Origin of the sequence: Pedobacter suwonensis (assembly GCF_044762335.1) — a bacterium.
GTDB lineage: Bacteria > Bacteroidota > Bacteroidia > Sphingobacteriales > Sphingobacteriaceae > Pedobacter.
In genome coordinates this window covers 241,963-260,612 of sequence record NZ_JBIWEB010000004.1, presented here as the reverse complement: position 1 = coordinate 260,612, position 18,650 = coordinate 241,963, and the positions used below count along the sequence as shown (strand labels likewise).

The following is an 18,650-nucleotide window of genomic DNA, read 5'->3' as shown; positions in this document are numbered from 1 at the left end:
TTATTTCGCCAGAATATTCAATCTGTCTTTTTAATTTTCTTTTCGTTACTTTAAAAATTTATCCAAACCAAATGAAAATGTCAGCAACCACCGAGAAAGCACAACGATTACGAGCCGACATCATTAAACTTCTTTATTATAAAAAAAAATCGTCACTTACAGATTTAAGTAAACATACAAAAAAGAGCTTGCCTTTAATTACTTCTACTGTAAATGCGTTAATAGAAGAAGGTTTGATCATAGAGCAGGGATTGGCACCTTCTACCGGAGGGCGGCGCCCGTTGATTTTTTTATTAAACCCAGAATATAAGAGGTATATCGTTGCCGTGGCAATGGATCAATTAACTAGTCGGTTAACGATTTACGATTTGTATAATCAACAGGTTTTACCAACGCAGGTGATTGATTTAGATATGACAGAAGATAAAAGTGCTGACACTTTAATGGAATTCATTGATCGTTGCATTGAAAAATCAACAATCGACAAAGAAAATTTATTGGGAATAGGTATAGGCATGCCCGGGTTCGTAAATGCGGAGAAAGGAATGAATTATTCTTTTATGCATGTTGATAATAACATTAGCCTGCAGGACTATCTTGCTGAAAAATTAAATTTACCAGTTTACATAGATAACGATTCGAGTTTAATTGCCTTAGCTGAATTGAATTTTGGTGAAGCCAGAAATTTAAAAGATGTACTCGTGGTAAATATAGGATGGGGTACAGGTTTAGGGATGATCATTAATGGTAAATTATACCGCGGCAGTAGTGGCTACGCTGGTGAATTTAGCCATATCCCTTTATCTAACTCGAATGCACTGTGTTCTTGTGGCAAGCGGGGTTGTCTTGAAGTGGAGACATCTCTTTTAGTGATGGTTCAAAAGGCAGAAGCCGCAGTGCAAAACGGTGAGGAAACGAGTTTAAAAGTTCTTTTTACTGATAAAAGCAAAAGCCACTTAGATCATTTCTTAAATGCAGTTATAAAACGAGACCCAGTAGCGATATCGATATTGGCTGATGCTGCATTTCAGATTGGTAAAGGATTAGCTACTTTGATTCATATTATGAATCCTGAACGGATTGTATTAAGTGGGCGTGGTGCAAAGGCGGGTAAAATGCTTCTACCACCAATACAGCAAGCTATTAACGAGTTCTGCATACCACGGGTAGCGGAACAAACAGAAATTAAATGCTCTAGCCTAAGTGCTGAGGCTGAATTATTGGCTGCAGCTAGTTTGATGGTTGAGAACAGCTTATTTGAATGACCAAACAAGGAAATAAAATAATTTTTGATCATTCACATGTCAAGATAATTCGAAAGCCGATAATATATAAACCTTTAAATCATTAGTCGTACTTAAAAAAGATTAGTTTAATCAAAACAAATTTTTTTCAATGCTAAGTTTCGCAAATATTTGATCACAGATAATTCAGCCCACTTAGTTGGATTTTAACTACCTAAAAATGAAACTAAAAATTTGTCTTATTTTCTCTTTGGTGCTTTTTGCATCTATTGCTTCCGCTCAGCAAAACGATATCATGCCTCAATCTGAGATTTACGAATGGCCAAAAGAAGAAACGGTAAAAAAGAAATTAGAACACTGGCAAGACCAAAAGTTTGGCATGATCATTCATTGGGGCCTATATGCTGTTCCTGGAATTATCGAATCCTGGTCAATCTGTTCGGAAGATTGGATTGAAAGAGATAGTACGATCAAGTACGATGATTACAAGAAATGGTATTGGGGGTTAAGTGAAAAATTTAACCCAACGGAATTTAACCCGGAGCAATGGGCAAAGGCAGGTAAAGATGCCGGGATGAAATACCTGGTGTTTACCACCAAACATCACGATGGCTTCGCCATGTTTGATACCAAAGAAAGCGATTACAGCATTGCAAAAGGCCCGTTTGCCAATAATCCTAAAAAAGATGTTGCCAAATATGTGTTCGATGCTTTCCGTAAGCAGGATTTCATGATTGGTGCTTATTTTTCAAAGCCCGACTGGCATTCTCAATATTATTGGTGGGATAAATACGCTACAGCAAATAGAAATAACAATTACGACATCAGAAAAAATCCTTGGCGTTGGTACATGTTTAAAAGCTATACGCAGAACCAGATCAATGAGTTAATGAATAATTATGGCAGTATTGATATTTTATGGTTAGATGGCGGTTGGGTTCGCCCTCGGTCCAGCGTAAATGAAGAGGTACTTTCATGGGGTGCGCCTATTCCGGAGTGGAGCCAGGATATTGATATGCCTAAAATTGCCGCCATGGCCAGAAAAGCGCAGCCTGGTTTAATTATGGTAGATCGAACCGTACACGGGCAATACGAAAACTATCAAACCCCTGAGCAGAAAATCCCTGAAAAACAATTGGATTATCCCTGGGAGAGCTGTATGACCTTAGGCGGTGCCTGGGGTTTTGTACCTAACGATCAGTATAAATCGGCAAAAGAAGTAGTTCATAAACTGGTAGAAATAGTGGCTAAAGGCGGAAGTTTACTTTTGGGCGTTGGACCTAAAGCAGAGGGAACCCTGCCCAATGAGGTGTTGATGAAGTTGGAAGAAATTGGTAAGTGGACGAGCAAAAATGGCGCAGCCATATACGACACAAGAATTACCAAAAACTACCATGACGGGCAAAACTGGTTTACCCAAAGTAAAGATGGCAAAACCGTTTATGGTATTACGTTATTAGACGGTAATGCGCCGAAAGAAATTTTCTGGAAGGGGAGCATTCCTAAAAAAGGAACTTCTATTACGCTATTAAGCAATAAGCAAAAAGTGAAATGGAAATTGACAGACGGCAAAGTACATTTTGATCTTCCAAAAACCGACGAGAAAATTGCGTTGACTTTCTCTTTTATACCCGAAACCAATTAATAATGCCCAAACAGAGAAAATACCTATGCTTATTGCCTGCATTGTTTTTATGGAGCAACCTTTTTGCCCAGGTTAAAAAAAGTCAATCTTTACCCTATAAAAACCCCAAATTAAGTATCGATTTAAGGGTGAAAGACCTGATTTCGAGAATGACTCCTGAAGAAAAATTTTGGCAGTTGTTCATGATTCCTGGCGATGTAACCGAACAGAATAAAGATAAATTTAGGCATGGTATTTTTGGTTTGCAGGTAAGTGCGGCTGCGCAAGGAACCGGCAATGCGCAACAGATGTTAACTTACAATACCGCTGAAGACGGGCTATCCCTGGCTAAAAAGATTAATAAGATACAAAAATATTTTGTGGAGGAAACCCGTTTGGGCATCCCGATTATTCCATTTGATGAGGCTTTACATGGTTTGGTCAGACAGGGCGCTACTGCTTTTCCCCAATCAATTGGTTTGGCTGCAACTTTTGATACTAGTTTGGTTGGCCGGATCGGTACAGCCATTGGTAGTGAAGCCAGGGCACGTGGTTTAAGAGATCTTTTGGCACCGGTAATTAATATGGCTACAGATGTAAGGTGGGGCAGGGTTGAAGAAACCTATGGAGAAGACCCTTATCTAACCACCGCTCTTGGTCATGCTTTTATGAACGCCATAGAAAAACAAAATATTATAGTGACGCCAAAGCATTTTATTGCCAATGTAGGAGATGGTGGCAGAGATAGCTATCCTATAGAAATGGACAAACATTTTCTGGAAGAAATCCACTTCCCGGCATTTAAAGACGGCGTTAAAAATGTAGGCATCCGTTCATTAATGACCTCCTACAACAGTGTTTTTGGTACGCCTGCAACTTCCAGTAAATGGCTGCTCACCACTAAGCTAAAAACAGAATGGGGCTTTAAAGGGTTCGTTATTTCCGATGCAGGTGCTGTTGGAGGCGCCAATGTATTGCATTTTACCGCTAAGGATTATAAAGATGCCACGGCACAATCTATTAATGCCGGGCTTGATGTAATCTTTCAGGTGGATTATAACCATTACAAGCTTTTCATGCCCGCGTTTTTAGATGGTAGCATCCCCCGGTCAAGAATAGATGATGCCTTAACACGAGTGTTGAAGGCTAAATTTGAACTGGGGCTTTTTGAACAGCCTTACGTAGATGAAAGCATTGCTGAAAAGATGTTGAGCGATCAAAGTAATCATCAGTTAGCTGAAGAAGCCGCTTTAAAATCTTTCGTGCTTTTAAAAAATGATGATAACACACTCCCATTAAAAAGTGCAAAGCGAATTCTGCTCCTTGGGGAGGATGCGATCGAAGCCAGATTGGGTGGCTACAGCGGCACAGGAAACCATAAGATCAATATACTGGATGGCCTGAAAAGGGCAGTATCTAATGATGTTCAGGTTAATTATTTAAAAGGCAGCAGCAGAGAACTACATGCTTATCTTCCAGTTGATAGCCAGTTTCTTTCCACTAATGGGAAAACAGGATTAACAGGGACTTATTACAAAGGACTTCTGCTCTCTGGAAAAGCAGTTAAAGAAATTAATGATAAGGTAGTTAATTTCAGTTGGACATTATACCCACCTGATCAACAGCTCCAGCTGGATGATTATTCGGTAAGTTGGAATGGTAAAATTAAAGTTCCACAAAATGCAGATATTAATATCGGATTGGAAGGTAATGATGGTTACCGGTTATATCTTGATAATCAATTATTGATCGACAACTGGGATAAAAAGTCCTTTAATACGAAGACAATTCCTTTTCATTTCGAAAAAAATAAAGAATATGCCATCCGAATCGAATTTTTTGAACCTAAAGGCAATGGTAAAATCAAACTGATTTGGGATTACCATAGCAAAAAATCGGACGAAACTGCAGATGCTGTGGCTGCAGCAAAAAATAATGATGTAATCGTATTTGTGGCCGGGATAAAAGAAGGCGAGTTTTTAGACCGGGCAATGCTCAATCTGCCCGGCAACCAGGAATTATTGTTGGAAGAAATCGTAAAAACAGGAAAACCTGTTATCGTCGTACTAACTGGTGGAAGTGCCATTAATATGCAGCCCTGGTTAAATAAAGTAAGCGCAGTTTTAAATGTTTGGTATCCTGGCGAGGCTGGCGGCAGCGCCATTGCAGCGGTATTGCTCGGCAAAGTAAGTCCGTCAGGCAAACTTCCCATTACTTACCCGGTTGATGAATCGCAATTGCCCCTGGTTTACAATCACAAGCCTACCGGTAGAGGCGATGATTACAATAACTTAAGTGGCGAGCCGCTCTTCCCATTTGGATATGGACTGAGTTATACCAGCTTTTCCTATCAAAATTTAAAGTTCGACCGTAAAAGTATGGCTAAAAATGAAACTGCTACCGTAAGTTTTGAGCTGAAGAATACAGGTCATTACGATGGTGAAGAAGTGGTACAACTGTATATGAGGCCACTGATCAGCAAATTGGCACAGCCTGTTCTTGCATTGAGGGGTTTCCAGAGGGTACATTTAAAAGTAGGTGAAACCAAACTCATTTCATTTAAACTGGATAAAGAAGTAGTTCAAACACTTAATATTAATAATGTTTGGGAAACAGCCCCTGGAGAATATAGAATCATGATCGGATCATCCAGCAAAGCACTTTATTTGAAAGATAACTTAATTGTGAAGCCGTAACCACGCCCCTGGTGGTTGGGTATAAACCATATCAATAAAAAAAGCCGCAGATTCTGGTCAAATCTGCGGCTTTTTTATTAACAAGTTTGTCAGGTTGAGCGTAGTCAAATCCCTATTGCTGTGCGTAGCGTCTCTACGGAAGAATAAAAACTTAATAAGTATGAACCAAGTTGGAGACTCTTCTCTATTACTTCATCTGACGCTAAGAACAGATCATGTAATCAAAAGATCTCTCCACTCCGCGTTGCTTCGGTCGAGATGACGGATTTTTTTGTTGGAATCGTTTCTTTCCGTAGAGTTAAGCGTAGCGTGTCTAGGGATGTTAAATAAGGTTGAGTTTTCGAACTCAATAATTACAGATCCTATTTTAGGAGAGATCGTCATTCCCAACTTGATTAGGAATCTTAAAACGAATGGATTAAGATTAGCTTCGCTGAGCACTTTTCTGGTTCCCGCCTGCGCCGATCCTATAGCTGTCGGATGACGGCCGGACTGATAAATTCTTTCTATGGTAGCGGATTTGCAGGATATTTAGAATCACCACACCAAACTTCGCGAGCTTAGTGCCTGTTCTTTGCATTCTTTGCGGTTACAAAATCAATCAATTCAACGCTTCTAAACCCAATTTTGCAGCCAACTCATTCAGGTCTTTTAACACTACATCAATGATCGGAATGCCGCTGATTTTTCTTTCCTGTTCAAATTCGTGCTCCGGCTCTCCTGGTATAATAACCTTTTTGTTTGGATCTACTGTTTTTGCACTTTTAAAGCGTTCTATCCAATTATCCAGGTGATTTTTAAAGTCTGCAGCTGGTCTGAAGCCATCTACACGCATAGCGCCTAAAAAGTGGCCAAGTCCTTCACCAACCGGATTCGCAGAGGGTTCCAGGAATGCTACAAAAGGAGGTACCCATGGACCATAATTTGCCCCGGATAATACCGCCGATAAAATATCGACCGTTGCACTCAATCCATAACCTTTATGGCTTCCGTGGTCTTTATCACTACCCAATGGTAATAGCGAACCACCATTTTTTAATTCGTTAGGGTCAGTCGAATTTTCTCCACTTTTATCCTGAACCCAACCATCCGGGATACTTGTGTTGGCGCGCTGTGCAATTTCCAGTTTACCGTTAGCTGCAGCTGCAGTCGCCATATCTACCACTACTGGTGGGTATTTTCCCGCGGGGAACGCGTAACACATGGGATTAGTACCCAGTAAACGTTCGTTGGCGTAAGTAGGTGCAACCAAAGGGCTCGCATTAGTCATGCTGATGCCAATCATATCTTTTTCTACCGCCATTAAAGCATGGTAACCTGCTATGCCGAAGTGATTGGAATTTTTAACTGATACCCAGCCGCTGCCATACTTTTCTGCTTTTTCGATAGCAACCTGCATGGCAAAGGGCGCCACCACCAATCCTAACCCGGCGTCGCCATCTATGGTTGCAGTAGTAGGGGTTTCATGAACAATTTTAATGTTTGGATTAGCATTAATTCGTTTCTTTTCCCACAGGCGTACGTAGCCACTTAAGCGCGCAACGCCATGCGAATCGATTCCTCGTAAATCTGAGCGGACTAAAACATCGGTTGCTAAACCTGCATGTTCATCTGAACAGCCCATTTTTTTGAAAACATGATAGGTAAAGGTTCGTAGGTTGGTTTCGGTAAAAGTGATGAAGTTCATTTTAGGGGTTGAGTATTGAGTATCAAGTATCAGGTATTCAGTATCAAGATTGACTGCGGACTCCGGACTATTATCATGGCAACAAAACAGTAAAGTCACCGCCTAATGGCTCAAAATTCTCTACGCAAGATGATAGAAAATCTTCTCCATAATTAACATACATGGGTGCAATATTCAAAATCCTTTCCTGCAATGTGCCATTTGGGAATAGTCTCTTCTTTACGTTATCAATCTGCTGCAAAGCTGTTTCATGTTTTCTTTTTTCTGCCCTGAATAGTTTCTTTTCCAGGTTTGCCAATAAATGGTTGGCTCTTTGTTTTGCCGTATCTGCAGAAACAGAGAGGGTTTTATCTATCTTATAGGCATTTAACTTAATTTGGTCGAAAATGCTGTTAATTGAGCGGGTTTCATCAGCTAAACTGAGCTCGGCAGTTGTATTCCGCTTTACCCAGATGTTCTTCAGTTCTTCTGCGGGAAGGAAAATATCTTCTAATGAAAACCCCAGTCTGTACAGGTTTTCAGCACTGCGTTTGTCGATCAGTAAGGCAGAATTGCGTAGCAATAATACCGGAAAATCTACCTGATAATAATCGAAATTTGCTTTGAGCTGCATCCAGTAAGATACTTCAGCTCCCCCTCCAATATAGGCAATATTAGGTAAAATCACTTCCTGGTACATGGGGCGCATCACCACATTAGGGCTAAACCGTTCAGGATGAGATTCGATTTCGTTTTTTAATTCAGCCTCGGTAAAACTGATTTCGGTATGGTTGACAATATATTTACCATCTTCAAAAATCAGGCGTTCGCGGAGGTTATCAATCAGGTAAAAGAAATTAATGTCCCGACCGTTAACCTGTGTTTTATAACCCAGTTCTTCAAGATTTTTAGAGCTGTTATCTATATTTTTCGCACTATTATGCTGAATAATATCTTCGGTAATAATATTCGCAAACTGCTTTTTTAATTGAGCGTCATCTGCATTTACAATCACCAAGCCATATTTCTCGAATAAGTTATTCACTAAAAACCGGGTGGCATCGGCTAAATTATCATGTTGCAAATAAGCCTGTTCTACCAGTTTGGCAATCCGTTTTCCATTTTTTGAGATACCAAGGTATCCTTTATATGCGGTTACTGCTGCGGCAACTGTTTTGGTACTTAATCTTCCGGTAGCACCATTGGTTTTCTGGATCCAGCTGATATGTTTCTCATCCACATTAACGTGATTGATCTCATCAAAATCATGATCCTCGGTAGCCATCCAATAAACCGGGACAAAGTTTTTTTCGGGATGGGCCATTTTCAGCTCAATAGCTAAGTTAATGGCCGTTACGATTTTGTAAATAAAATAAAGCGGACCGGTAAATAAATTTAACTGGTGACCGGTCGTTACCGTAAAGGTATTATCAAGGGCTAAAAGCTCTATATTTTTGGTAACCGATTTATTGGGCTTTAAATGCCGGTATTGATCTTGCAGAACCTGAACTAAAGTAGTCCGGTTTCCAGGGAAATTTCTGTGTTCAATTGCATGGGCTAAACCCTCCATATCCGGGCGATAACTGTAAAAAGGTTTCAGCTGTTCTTCGTCGTTAATATAATCTAAAACCAGTTTTGAAAATGATCCGGTTTCCTGATAGGAAATATATTTTGCCTGCATGATTTGCGAAAGTAATGCAATTTAAGGATAATTATAAAGTCGCGCCACTATTTTACAATTGTTAAATAATTTTTGCCGGGGTGTAACAGCAATCAGCATAATCATAGTTCTGGCTCAGTTTCGGAAAAATAAAAAAATAATGATTTGTTTTTCGTGGATTCGTCCTTTCAACCGTATCGAAGAAATATTTTGACTATGTTGAAAAAACGCTTTCCCGACTTAGCTTTCGGGATTGCGCTTCAGTGGAGAGGACGATTCTCTATTAGAGATTGCTTTCAATCGCGCCAACTTTTTCACGGTACAAGTCAATCGGACGATCTAAAAGTACAGCAATTACGGTTAATTCAGGATCCAGCTTATCTTCAGGTAGTGGAATGTAAACCATACCAGGTATCTTGCTCCAATATAGTTTGTTATAAATTTCGTGCGGAAGCATAGTGCCATCACCTACAATCCTGATCCTGCTGATGTCGTTTTTTAAGCCTTTAATGGCAATGGGACCAGTTGGTGTGCCTTCTACAAATAAATAAAGCGTTTGTTTATCGGCAGAAAGTGCGGTGTTGCCCTGGTAATGACCGCCAGGGATTCCTTTTCCGGTTTTGTAAAGGGCCTCGGCATTTTTGATTACCCAGTTACTAACTTTTTGATCCGCATTTTTAATGCCTGGGTCAAAGTCTAAACCGTCGGCAGGTAAGCTGGTGTTTTGAAATATATTTATGCCAGCGTTTAGATTACCGGCCAGTTTATTCAGGCTTAAGCTGGTTAATTTATTTTCTTTGGGCGCGGCATACAGGTCTGCGCCAGCGAAAGGGCGGCTTGTTTACTATCTGCAAGTTCGATAGGGCCATCTAAGGAGACTTTTATAACGGTTACATCGCTGTCGAAATCAGGTTCTTTTAAATTGAGCAAATAATCAGTTTCATTTAATTTGATTGAATGTATCTGCGCTTTGCTGCCAACGATTTCAATTTTATTGATTTTCGATTTGATACCTGATAGCAAAATGCCATTTTTTGTTTTATAGTCCAGATATAGATATAATACATCTTTGTTTTTGGATAAACTCGTTTTTCCTACAATGTGGCCGCCTGGGATTCCAGCCTGTGTACCGTAAATGGCTTCAGTATGTTTTTGTGTCCAGCGAGCTAAACCTTTTAAAATTTTAACCTGTTCAGGCGCAATGGTTCCATCCGCTTTCGGACCGATATCAAGCAACAAATTTACCACCCATACTGATGCAATCAACAAGTGTACGGATAATCATATTTGGCGATTTGTAGTGGTTATCATAAGGCTGGTATCCCCATGAATCGTTCATTGTGTAACACAATTCCCACGCTGGAGAGGCAGGCTTTAACACCGGAACACCCTGCTCCGGTGTCTCGTAATCGCCATGGCCATTTAAACGCGAATTGATAATAACATTTGGATTCACCTTACGCAGATTTTCCAATATTTGTTTAGCCTGCCATTCTTCGCCGCTATGTTCCCAATCGCCATCAAACCAAATTAAATCCGGATCGTATTGGTTGGAAAGTTCATTGAGTTGTCCATGAAAATAATTCTGGAATTTTTTAAACCGGTCAGGGTCTTGCTTATAGTCGTAACGTTTCCTGTCACGCGTAAAACCTTCATAATCAGGATAGCTCCAATCAGGTAATGAAAAATATAAACCTGTTTTAAGACCTGATTTTTTAAGTTCACTTACAAATGGTGTAATTAAATCTTTTTTGGCTGCACTATGCTTTACCGTGGTGGTAGCACCTGGCATTTTGCTGTCCCAAAGTGCAACACCGTCATGATGTTTTGTTGTAATTACGGCATATCTGGCACCACTCTCTTTAATTAAATTTACCCATGTTGCGGGTTGGTATTTAGCTGCAGTAAAACCATCGAGCTGTTTCATGTAAGCGTCATGATTAATGTAGTTGTTAAAAAACGACCAGGATTCGGAAATTCCATTTACGGAGTAGATGCCCCAGTGAATAAAAATGCCCAGTTTAGCATCGGCAAACCACTGCATTTTTTGATCAGATACCTTTGGTTGGGCAGAAAGTTTATTGCCAGTAAGTAATGGGAATAAAATAAAGAAAAGCCTTAAATAACGCATGATGTTGTTTAGTATATCTAACGTTAAAGATAATATTCTGAAAGTGATTTGGTTTAAAAGATGGGCATTTATGACATTCGGCGATATGTTGAAACGAAAAAGAGCTAACACTACTATCGTATTTTAGGTGCTGTATAATTTATAAATTGCGGTTAGATTTCTGCCGGATGTTATCTTCCGGCATCACTAGCCTAAAACAGATTAAATATCTTGGAAAATTTACCTTATTTTACCTGGAAAAACCCGATATCAAAATATCGATGGAATTGTATTTTACTGATCGTGATCAACTTTACTTTGATGGATATAATATTGGAAAATCAGTTGAAGCCATCTGGGGAGATACGGATTATGAATATACCTATATCCTTGAACCAGAAGAGGTAGATAAGTTTTATCAAATCTTTAATTTAGCCCCAGGGGATAAGTCTGGTTTATTATTCGCTTTAAAGCAGCGGTTTAGTGGTAATAAGGCTTATTCGCTGTTTGGCGAATTTATGAATGCCAATCACATAGCGTATACTGCTTTATCCTGGAGCTGAAAAGCATAACTAGTTAACCTTTGTTAGGAACAGTGCTTCGGTGACAAATAACCAGTTCTTATTTTTAAAAAAAAAGCCGCTCTGAATAATCAGAACGGCTATAAATATTTGGTTGATGTTTTACCATTTTTTACGGCGTTCGCCACTTCCACCTTCACGGTTTCCGCCTTCTCTCCGTCCGCTTCCACCTTTTTCATCACGGCTGCGACCAGAGAAATCTCTGAAACCGCCACCGCTGTTTCCACCTTCACGTCTTCCGCTGCCGCCAGAACTTCTTCTGTCGCCACCACGGTAACCACCACCGCTTCTGCGTTCGCCGCCGAAACCACCGCCACGTCTTTCACCGCCACCGCGTCTTTCGCCAGCGCCTTCACCACGACCGCTATCTCCGCTTTTCTCGATACGTACCTGGCGACCGTTAAATTCAACTGATTTAAAGCCTTCAAAAACTTTGTCTGCAACAGCATCTTCTACTTCAAAGAAAGAGAAGACACCCTTTAGATCAATCTTACCAACGCTTTTGCCACCAATTTTACCGTTGTTACAGATAAAAGATAACATATCGCCACGGGTAAATTCATCTACAGAACCTAAGTTGATGAACAAACGGGTATAGCCTTCGCTACCGCGTCCGCGTCTTTCGCCACGCTCACCTCTTTCACCACGATCTTCACCTACAGCAGCATTTAAATCAGGCGCTTTGGCATAATAATCTAAGAAACGGTTAAATTCCAGCGAAGCAAAACGTTTAATCACATCCTCTTTAGATAGATCTTTAAATTCATCCATAATACGAGGAATGTACTGATCGATCTGTTCGTTGTTAACCTCTACATTGTGTACTTTGTGTACCAATGAGAACAATTGTTTTTCGCAAACATCAAATCCTGTAGGCAGTTCGGCTTTGGTAAACTGTTTACCGATAATGCGCTCTAACTGACGGATTTTGCCCAGTTCTTTAGAGTTGATGATACAGATTGAGATACCGGTTTTACCTGCACGGCCGGTACGGCCCGAACGGTGGGTATAACTTTCAATTTCATCAGGTAAAGAATAGTTGATTACGTGCGTTACATTGTTTACGTCAATACCGCGTGCAGCCACATCAGTAGCAATTAACAATTGCATGTTACGCTCACGGAAACGCTGCATTACCTTATCACGTTGTTGTTGCGATAAATCGCCGTGTAAAGCATCAGCATTGTAGCCGTCTTTAATTAAGTGTTCTGCAATATCCTGGGTATCTAATTTTGTTTTGCAGAAAACAACACCAAAAATATCAGGGTTAAAATCTACAATACGTTTTAAGGCAGCGTACTTATCACGTGCACGAACGATGTAATATTCGTGTTCGATGTTAACGTTACCAGTATTTTTTGTGCCCATGGTTAGTTCTACAGGGTTATCCATATAGTTTTTAGCTATACGGCGAACTTCCGACGGCATGGTAGCCGAGAATAACCAGGTTTTTTTGTCATCAGGAGTGGTTGATAAAATGTCGTTGATGTCGTCCTGGAAACCCATGTTCAACATCTCGTCAGCTTCATCAAGCACCACATATTTAACATTTGAAAAATCGATGGCTTTACGGCCAATGATATCCAACATACGGCCGGGCGTGGCCACTACGATCTGAATTCCCTGACGGATTTCGCGTAGTTGTTGCATAATGTTCGCGCCACCGTAAACGGCAACAACGTGGGCATTAGCAATGTTTTTAGAAAAGTTTTTAAGGTCGTTAGCGATTTGCAAGCATAACTCACGGGTAGGGCATAAAATCAATGCCTGTGGTTTGTTAACTTTAAAATCGATTAGTTCTAACAGCGGCAAACCAAATGCGGCTGTTTTTCCTGTTCCTGTTTGGGCCAAACCAACAAAATCATTAGTGCCTTCTAACAGTACAGGAATACTTTGCTCCTGAATCGGCGTTGGATTTTCGAATCCAAGGTCCTTTACGGCATTAACGACGTCATCACTTATCCCCAATAATTGAAATGGGTTTGTCATTCGTCTATTTATTTTTAATTGAGCCGCAAAGGTACGGTTAATATTTTGTATTTCACAGAGAATCAAGTAAATAGTTTTTTAGGCTAAATGTTTGGAAATAAGGACGAAATAGGGCGGTTAAGAAAATAGAAAGAAAATGGCAGGCTGGCAAAGGGCAAATTGTCGCTTAAAACCTTTAAACGGATTACCGCATTAAAACTTGATTTCATTTGTAGCTGAAATCAGGATTTGATCAGTACAGATCAATTTAATTGGTTATCCGGCCCTCAAAATTTTTTCCATCGCTTTGCCTTTAGCCAATTCATCAACCAATTTATCCAGGTAACGCACCTGCCTGGTCAATGGATACTCAATTTCTTCAATCCGGTAACCACAAATCACACCGGTAATCAAATGCGCTTTCGGATTGATATTAGCTCGTTCGAAAAAGTCTTTAAAGCTTGTTTTTTGTTAGATTTTTTTTTGGATTTCTTCTTCTCTGTAGCCTGTTAACCAGTTAATTAACTGGTGAAGCTCTTCAACTGTTCTTCCTTTTTTCTCAACTTTTGTAACGTAATGTAGGTAAACAGATGAAAAAGTCATTTTAGCTATTTTTTCATTATGCTCCGGGGTTACCTTCATTATATTCTTTTTAATTTCCTTTTCCTTTGACAATATTTATAATGAGTGGAGATAAATCTAAAATTTATTGATAAATTGATCTATTCTCCTTTTGTTCTCTTGCTGCAGTAAAGACGGATACAGATTCATAAGTATGTTTACAAACATGATAATGCCGCCAGATTTAAATTTGAAATTGTAAAAAGCAACAATTGCAAAACAAGTTACAAAAATAAACGCAATTAAATGATCTGTTTCCGATGTCGTCATCTCAGCACGTAATTTAATTAAACCGGCCTTGTCAATCTTGCCTTTAAGTTTAAGTTTTTGATTGAAAAATTTGAAAAAAGTATTTCTCACCATCCATTTAAAAACAGGCAATCCAATAATTTTATTCAGTTTTTCACTTTTAATGAAATTAAGATGGTTTAGGTGGTTCTGATAAAAATCAGTTTTTCTGATGAAAGCGTTTATCAACATGCCAACAATCCATGAGATAAAGGCAATCGAAATACTGAAAGATAGATATTTAATAATCATTTTAAAATCAAACCCTTAAGCAAGCTCTGAAAGCCCTTGCTGCATAATAAGATTCTGCGCCATTATGATAAGTGAAAATTTTTCCATAGCGATAGTCGCAAAACAATGCACCGCCAAGGTTTCTAATATCATCAGGTGTTTTGATCCAGCTGGAAGTTTTACTGTCAAACTTGCCAAATTGCTGTAAATAATGATAATGTGTTTCGGTTAAAAGTTCAACACCCCATTCATTTGCAAGATTAATGGCGCTGTCTTTTGGCTTATGTTCTTTTCTTGATGCCAGCGCTTCGGCATCATAACACACACTTCTACGTCCTTTTGGACTTTCAGCGGCACAATCGAAAAAAAGATATGCACCTGTTTTTTTATCAAAATCAACTACATCCGGTTCTCCACCGGTTTCTTCCATTTCATTCAGCGCCCAAAGTTTCTGCGGATTGGCTTCTAATTTATTTAGTACATGTTGCCATTCCATATCCTCATGCCGGTTCATGTTTTTTTCGAAACGTTGCTTTAATAAGTTAAGCAATTCGCGGGTTTGATCTATGGATAACATTCGATTTTTCATCCTGAAATCGATTAAACTATCTCAACCTTTCAGCAGAACGGATCAGCCTTTCATCTTTATTGATGCCGAAAATAGCCAGTACAATAAAGAGGATCGCTACAGCTGGCAGGTAAGCGCCGGTACCAAAATTAGCACCTTCTATGCCGCCAGGAAGTTCTTTTACATAAATGCTGCACCAAAAAGCAAACCCGGCAATAGCTGCAATGGTAAATACTGCAATCCGTTTTTGCTGAGTGCGTTTTTTAAATCTGAAAATGTTAATGAAGCACAGCAATATCAATACGGAGTGTGTAATGATTAAGGGCAGGAAAACGTCAACATTTAGTACCTTTCCGCTTTTTCCATTAACAAAGTAATGCAGGCCATTTGTGAATACCTGATTTTCATCACCACTGACAACTTTTGTTGCAATTGGTAAAAAAAGCATTAAAATAAGGGTTAAAGTGGCTAAAAAAAGCCAGATAGATTGTATTCTTTGTATCATGAATGTAAATATATTAGAACAAATCTAGCCTTTTTTGAGAAAAGAAAGAAGATTAAAGTTACTGGATAGGAGTGGGATTCGTATATAAGAGGCATTAATGACTGTTTGTGACGGGAATATGCGCTGAACTCCAAACGCGCAACTTCAAACTCTCGCTTTCGCGCTTTGCCCTTTGGCTGTTAAACTGTACTTTTGCATCGTTTTGAGTAAAAAAAGGTATTTCATCCAATTGGCATACGATGGCAGCTTATACCATGGCTGGCAAACGCAACCTAACGCGATCACCGTTCAGGAATTGTTGGATAAGGCGATGTCTGTTTTTTTTCGGCAGCCTATCGAAACATTGGGCTGTGGAAGAACCGATGCCGGAGTGCATGCCACGGATTTTTATGCACATTTTGATGTTGAAGATGTAGAAGAACTTAAGGTGCTGAATGCCATAGCAGGCATCAATGCCATGTTGCCCTATCAAATTGCTGCAAAAAAAATTATACCCGTACATCCTGATGCCCATGCCCGCTTTGATGCGACAGCACGTGCTTATCAATATTATATCCACTTTGCAAAAGATCCTTTTAAAGTTAACAGGTCATGGTTGGTAAAAGATCCGCTTGATGTGGAAGCCATGAACGAGGCTGCTGCTGTTTTGTTAAATTATACCGATTTCTCCTGTTTCAGTAAATCGAATACCCAAACTTTTACCAATAATTGTAAAATTACCAGCGCGGTATTTGAAGAACAGGAAGATGGCCTGGTTTTTACCATACAGGCAGATCGTTTTTTGCGTAACATGGTGAGGGCCATTATGGGTACTTTGGTGTCTATTGGTAAAAAAGAAATAAATTTAGCTGCTTTTAAGACCATAATAGAAAGTAAAAACCGTAGCAAGGCCGGGCAATCGGTACCTGCATGTGGTTTATATCTAGTAAAAATAGAATATCCATATTTGAGGTAGAAGGCCGAAAGTTTAAGGCGGAAGGTGCAGCGACCGTTATAGAAATAGTGATAAAAGATAGTATAATTTAAAATTATTAAGAAGGTGTCAGGCCTTATACCCTAAGCCTTACGCCCTAAACCCTAAACATGGCAGTTACAGGCGAAGTATATAACACCGGATTACTGAAACGTATTTTTAAATATGTAAAGCCTTACCGTGCCGTTTTTGTGTGGTCGGTTATTTTAACCATTTTGCTGGCAGCCATTTCACCTGTACGCCCTTTTCTGATCAAATACACACTCGATCATTATATTTTAAACGGAAATTACGATGGCCTGGTAAATATGACGATGCTGATGGTTTTTATGCTCGTTTTGCAGAGTTTGATCCAATATAACCATACGCTGTTAACCAATACATTAGGGCAGTCTGTTATCCGCGATCTGCGGATCAGTGTTTTTAACCACATTACCAGGTTGCGGCTCAGGTTTTTTGATAAAACACCAATAGGTCAATTAATCACCAGAACGGTTTCAGACCTGGAAACCATTGCTGACATCTTTTCGGAAGGTTTAATTTCCATGATCGGCGACAGTTTGCAGGTAGTGGTTATTGTGGGCGTGATGTTTTATACCGATTGGGAATTAAGTTTGGTTGTGCTTTTGCCCATTCCATTGCTGATTATGGCTACAAGGAAATTTCAGAAAGCGATTAAGGTTGCCTTTCAGGAAATTAGAAATGAGGTTTCAAACCTGAATACCTTTTTGCAGGAGCACATTACCGGCGTTTCTATTGTGCAGTATTTTGCCAGGGAGAAACAGGAATACCGGAAATTTTATGCCATTAACAAACGTTATCGCGATGCCAATATCCGTAGCAATTGGTATTATTCTATATTCTTCCCTGTAGTTGAGCTGATTTCGGCCATGTCATTGGGTTTATTGGTATGGTATGGTGCAAAAAGCATTCTTTCCAAACCGCTGGATGTTACGCCCGGCACCATTACACAGTTTATTATGTACCTCGGTATGGTTTTTACGCCCATCCGCCAACTGGCAGATAAATTTAATACCCTGCAAATGGGTATGGTGGGTGCAGAACGCGTTTTTAAAGTTTTAGATACGGACGAAACTACTCCTGACAACGGTAAACAAAAACCTGGCAAACTGGAAGGAAATATTAAGTTTGAAAAGGTCTGGTTTGCGTACAATGACGATAACTATGTACTAAAAGACCTCAGTTTTGAGGTTAAAGCTGGTGAAACTGTTGCCCTGGTTGGGGCAACCGGTGCCGGTAAATCTTCTACCATTAATATCCTGAACCGCTTTTACGAAGTGAAAAAAGGAGATATTACTGTTGATGGTATTCGTATTGAAGATTTTGAACTCGATTATCTGCGAAGTCACATTGCAACTGTTCTTCAGGATGTTTTCTTGTTTTCAGATACCATTTTAAACAACATTACGCTTAATAATCCCGAAATTACGATAGAGGAAGTGGTAAATGCAGCCAAAAAAGTAGGTGCACACGATTTTATTGAACGTTTGCCTGGCGGGTATCGGTATAATGTGATGGAAAGAGGTGCTACACTTTCTGCAGGTCAGGCGCAGTTAATTTCCTTTATCCGTGCATTGGTTCATAATCCGGCTATCCTGGTTTTAGATGAGGCCACCTCGTCGGTAGATACTGAAACCGAATTATTGATCCAGAAAGCCATTGATAATTTAATGGAGGGCCGTACCTCAATTGTAATCGCCCACCGCCTGTCAACCATTCAAAAAGCCGATCAGATTATTGTGCTTGATAAGGGGGAAATCAAAGAAAAAGGCACACATCAGCAGTTGTTAAAACTGAATGGCTACTATAAAAAGCTTTACGATCTTCAGTTCTCTTCAAAAGGGATTGCCAAAGTGTAACAATTGCAATCCATTTCTTGAAATTAATTTGACCT

The 18,650-nt window shown here is 39.7% G+C and carries 15 protein-coding genes and 1 pseudogene; 6 read left to right on the top strand and 10 right to left on the bottom strand.

Annotated elements, in window-relative coordinates; all coding sequences use genetic code 11:
* Positions 1-77: 77 nt before the first annotated feature.
* The 3 genes from ACIQXP_RS08840 (at position 78) to ACIQXP_RS08830 (ending at position 5,564) form a co-directional block, all read left to right on the top strand.
* Entirely contained in the window at positions 78-1,265 is a 1,188-nt protein-coding gene (locus ACIQXP_RS08840; RefSeq protein WP_387505253.1) for an ROK family protein, read from the top strand.
* Between the two features lie 199 nt (positions 1,266-1,464).
* Entirely contained in the window at positions 1,465-2,889 is a 1,425-nt protein-coding gene (locus tag ACIQXP_RS08835; RefSeq protein WP_293744217.1) for an alpha-L-fucosidase, read from the top strand.
* 2 nt (positions 2,890-2,891) lie between these two features.
* On the top strand, positions 2,892-5,564 hold the full coding sequence (locus ACIQXP_RS08830) for a glycoside hydrolase family 3 N-terminal domain-containing protein (protein WP_387505252.1): 2,673 nt from the start codon (positions 2,892-2,894) through the stop codon (positions 5,562-5,564).
* Positions 5,565-6,165: 601 nt separating this feature from the next.
* Here the strand turns inward: ACIQXP_RS08830 and ACIQXP_RS08825 are convergent.
* The 5 genes from ACIQXP_RS08825 to ACIQXP_RS08805 all read right to left on the bottom strand — a co-directional run bounded on the left by ACIQXP_RS08825 (position 6,166) and on the right by ACIQXP_RS08805 (position 11,021).
* A complete protein-coding gene (locus ACIQXP_RS08825) occupies positions 6,166-7,251 on the bottom strand; it encodes an Ldh family oxidoreductase (RefSeq protein ID WP_387505251.1) in 1,086 nt (361 codons plus the stop codon).
* A 73-nt stretch (positions 7,252-7,324) separates the two neighbouring features.
* Positions 7,325-8,911 carry a bacillithiol biosynthesis cysteine-adding enzyme BshC gene (bshC, locus tag ACIQXP_RS08820; RefSeq protein WP_387505250.1) on the bottom strand — a complete coding sequence of 529 codons (1,587 nt, stop codon included), beginning with the start codon at positions 8,909-8,911 and terminating at the stop codon, positions 7,325-7,327.
* Positions 8,912-9,173: 262 nt separating this feature from the next.
* A complete protein-coding gene (locus tag ACIQXP_RS08815; RefSeq protein ID WP_387505249.1) occupies positions 9,174-9,347 on the bottom strand; it encodes a hypothetical protein in 174 nt (57 codons plus the stop codon).
* Between the two features lie 326 nt (positions 9,348-9,673).
* Complete coding sequence (locus ACIQXP_RS08810; protein WP_387505248.1) at positions 9,674-10,156, bottom strand: alpha-L-fucosidase; 483 nt, start codon at positions 10,154-10,156, stop codon at positions 9,674-9,676.
* A complete protein-coding gene (locus ACIQXP_RS08805) occupies positions 10,119-11,021 on the bottom strand; it encodes an alpha-L-fucosidase (protein ID WP_387505247.1) in 903 nt (300 codons plus the stop codon). The genes ACIQXP_RS08810 and ACIQXP_RS08805 overlap by 38 nt, the downstream gene beginning before the upstream one ends.
* 167 nt (positions 11,022-11,188) lie before the next feature.
* On the opposite strand from ACIQXP_RS08805, the gene ACIQXP_RS08800 reads away from it, so the two are divergent.
* Complete coding sequence (locus ACIQXP_RS08800) at positions 11,189-11,563, top strand: hypothetical protein (protein WP_387505246.1); 375 nt, start codon at positions 11,189-11,191, stop codon at positions 11,561-11,563.
* A 120-nt stretch (positions 11,564-11,683) separates the two neighbouring features.
* Here ACIQXP_RS08800 and ACIQXP_RS08795 read toward each other — a convergent pair whose 3' ends face one another.
* The 5 genes and pseudogenes from ACIQXP_RS08795 to ACIQXP_RS08775 all read right to left on the bottom strand — a co-directional run bounded on the left by ACIQXP_RS08795 (position 11,684) and on the right by ACIQXP_RS08775 (position 15,762).
* Positions 11,684-13,570 carry a DEAD/DEAH box helicase gene (locus ACIQXP_RS08795; protein ID WP_090984730.1) on the bottom strand — a complete coding sequence of 629 codons (1,887 nt, stop codon included), beginning with the start codon at positions 13,568-13,570 and terminating at the stop codon, positions 11,684-11,686.
* 255 nt (positions 13,571-13,825) lie between these two features.
* Positions 13,826-14,152, bottom strand: a pseudogene (locus ACIQXP_RS08790) (DUF2200 domain-containing protein).
* A gap of 96 nt (positions 14,153-14,248) precedes the next feature.
* Complete coding sequence (locus ACIQXP_RS08785) at positions 14,249-14,710, bottom strand: glycosyl-4,4'-diaponeurosporenoate acyltransferase CrtO family protein (protein ID WP_293744228.1); 462 nt, start codon at positions 14,708-14,710, stop codon at positions 14,249-14,251.
* 7 nt (positions 14,711-14,717) lie between these two features.
* Positions 14,718-15,278, bottom strand: a complete 561-nt coding sequence (locus tag ACIQXP_RS08780) for a DUF4256 domain-containing protein (RefSeq protein ID WP_387505245.1) — start codon at positions 15,276-15,278, stop codon at positions 14,718-14,720.
* A gap of 16 nt (positions 15,279-15,294) precedes the next feature.
* A complete protein-coding gene (locus ACIQXP_RS08775) occupies positions 15,295-15,762 on the bottom strand; it encodes a DUF4293 domain-containing protein (protein ID WP_293744231.1) in 468 nt (155 codons plus the stop codon).
* Between the two features lie 202 nt (positions 15,763-15,964).
* Here ACIQXP_RS08775 and truA point away from each other — a divergent pair, with 202 nt between their 5' ends.
* Together truA and ACIQXP_RS08765 are read left to right on the top strand one after the other, a co-directional pair.
* The gene (gene truA, locus ACIQXP_RS08770; RefSeq protein WP_293744232.1) at positions 15,965-16,717 is read left to right on the top strand and encodes a tRNA pseudouridine(38-40) synthase TruA; all 753 of its coding nucleotides are present in this window, start codon (positions 15,965-15,967) and stop codon (positions 16,715-16,717) included.
* A gap of 128 nt (positions 16,718-16,845) precedes the next feature.
* The gene (locus ACIQXP_RS08765) at positions 16,846-18,615 is read left to right on the top strand and encodes an ABC transporter ATP-binding protein (protein WP_387505244.1); all 1,770 of its coding nucleotides are present in this window, start codon (positions 16,846-16,848) and stop codon (positions 18,613-18,615) included.
* The last annotated feature ends 35 nt before the right edge of the window (positions 18,616-18,650 follow it).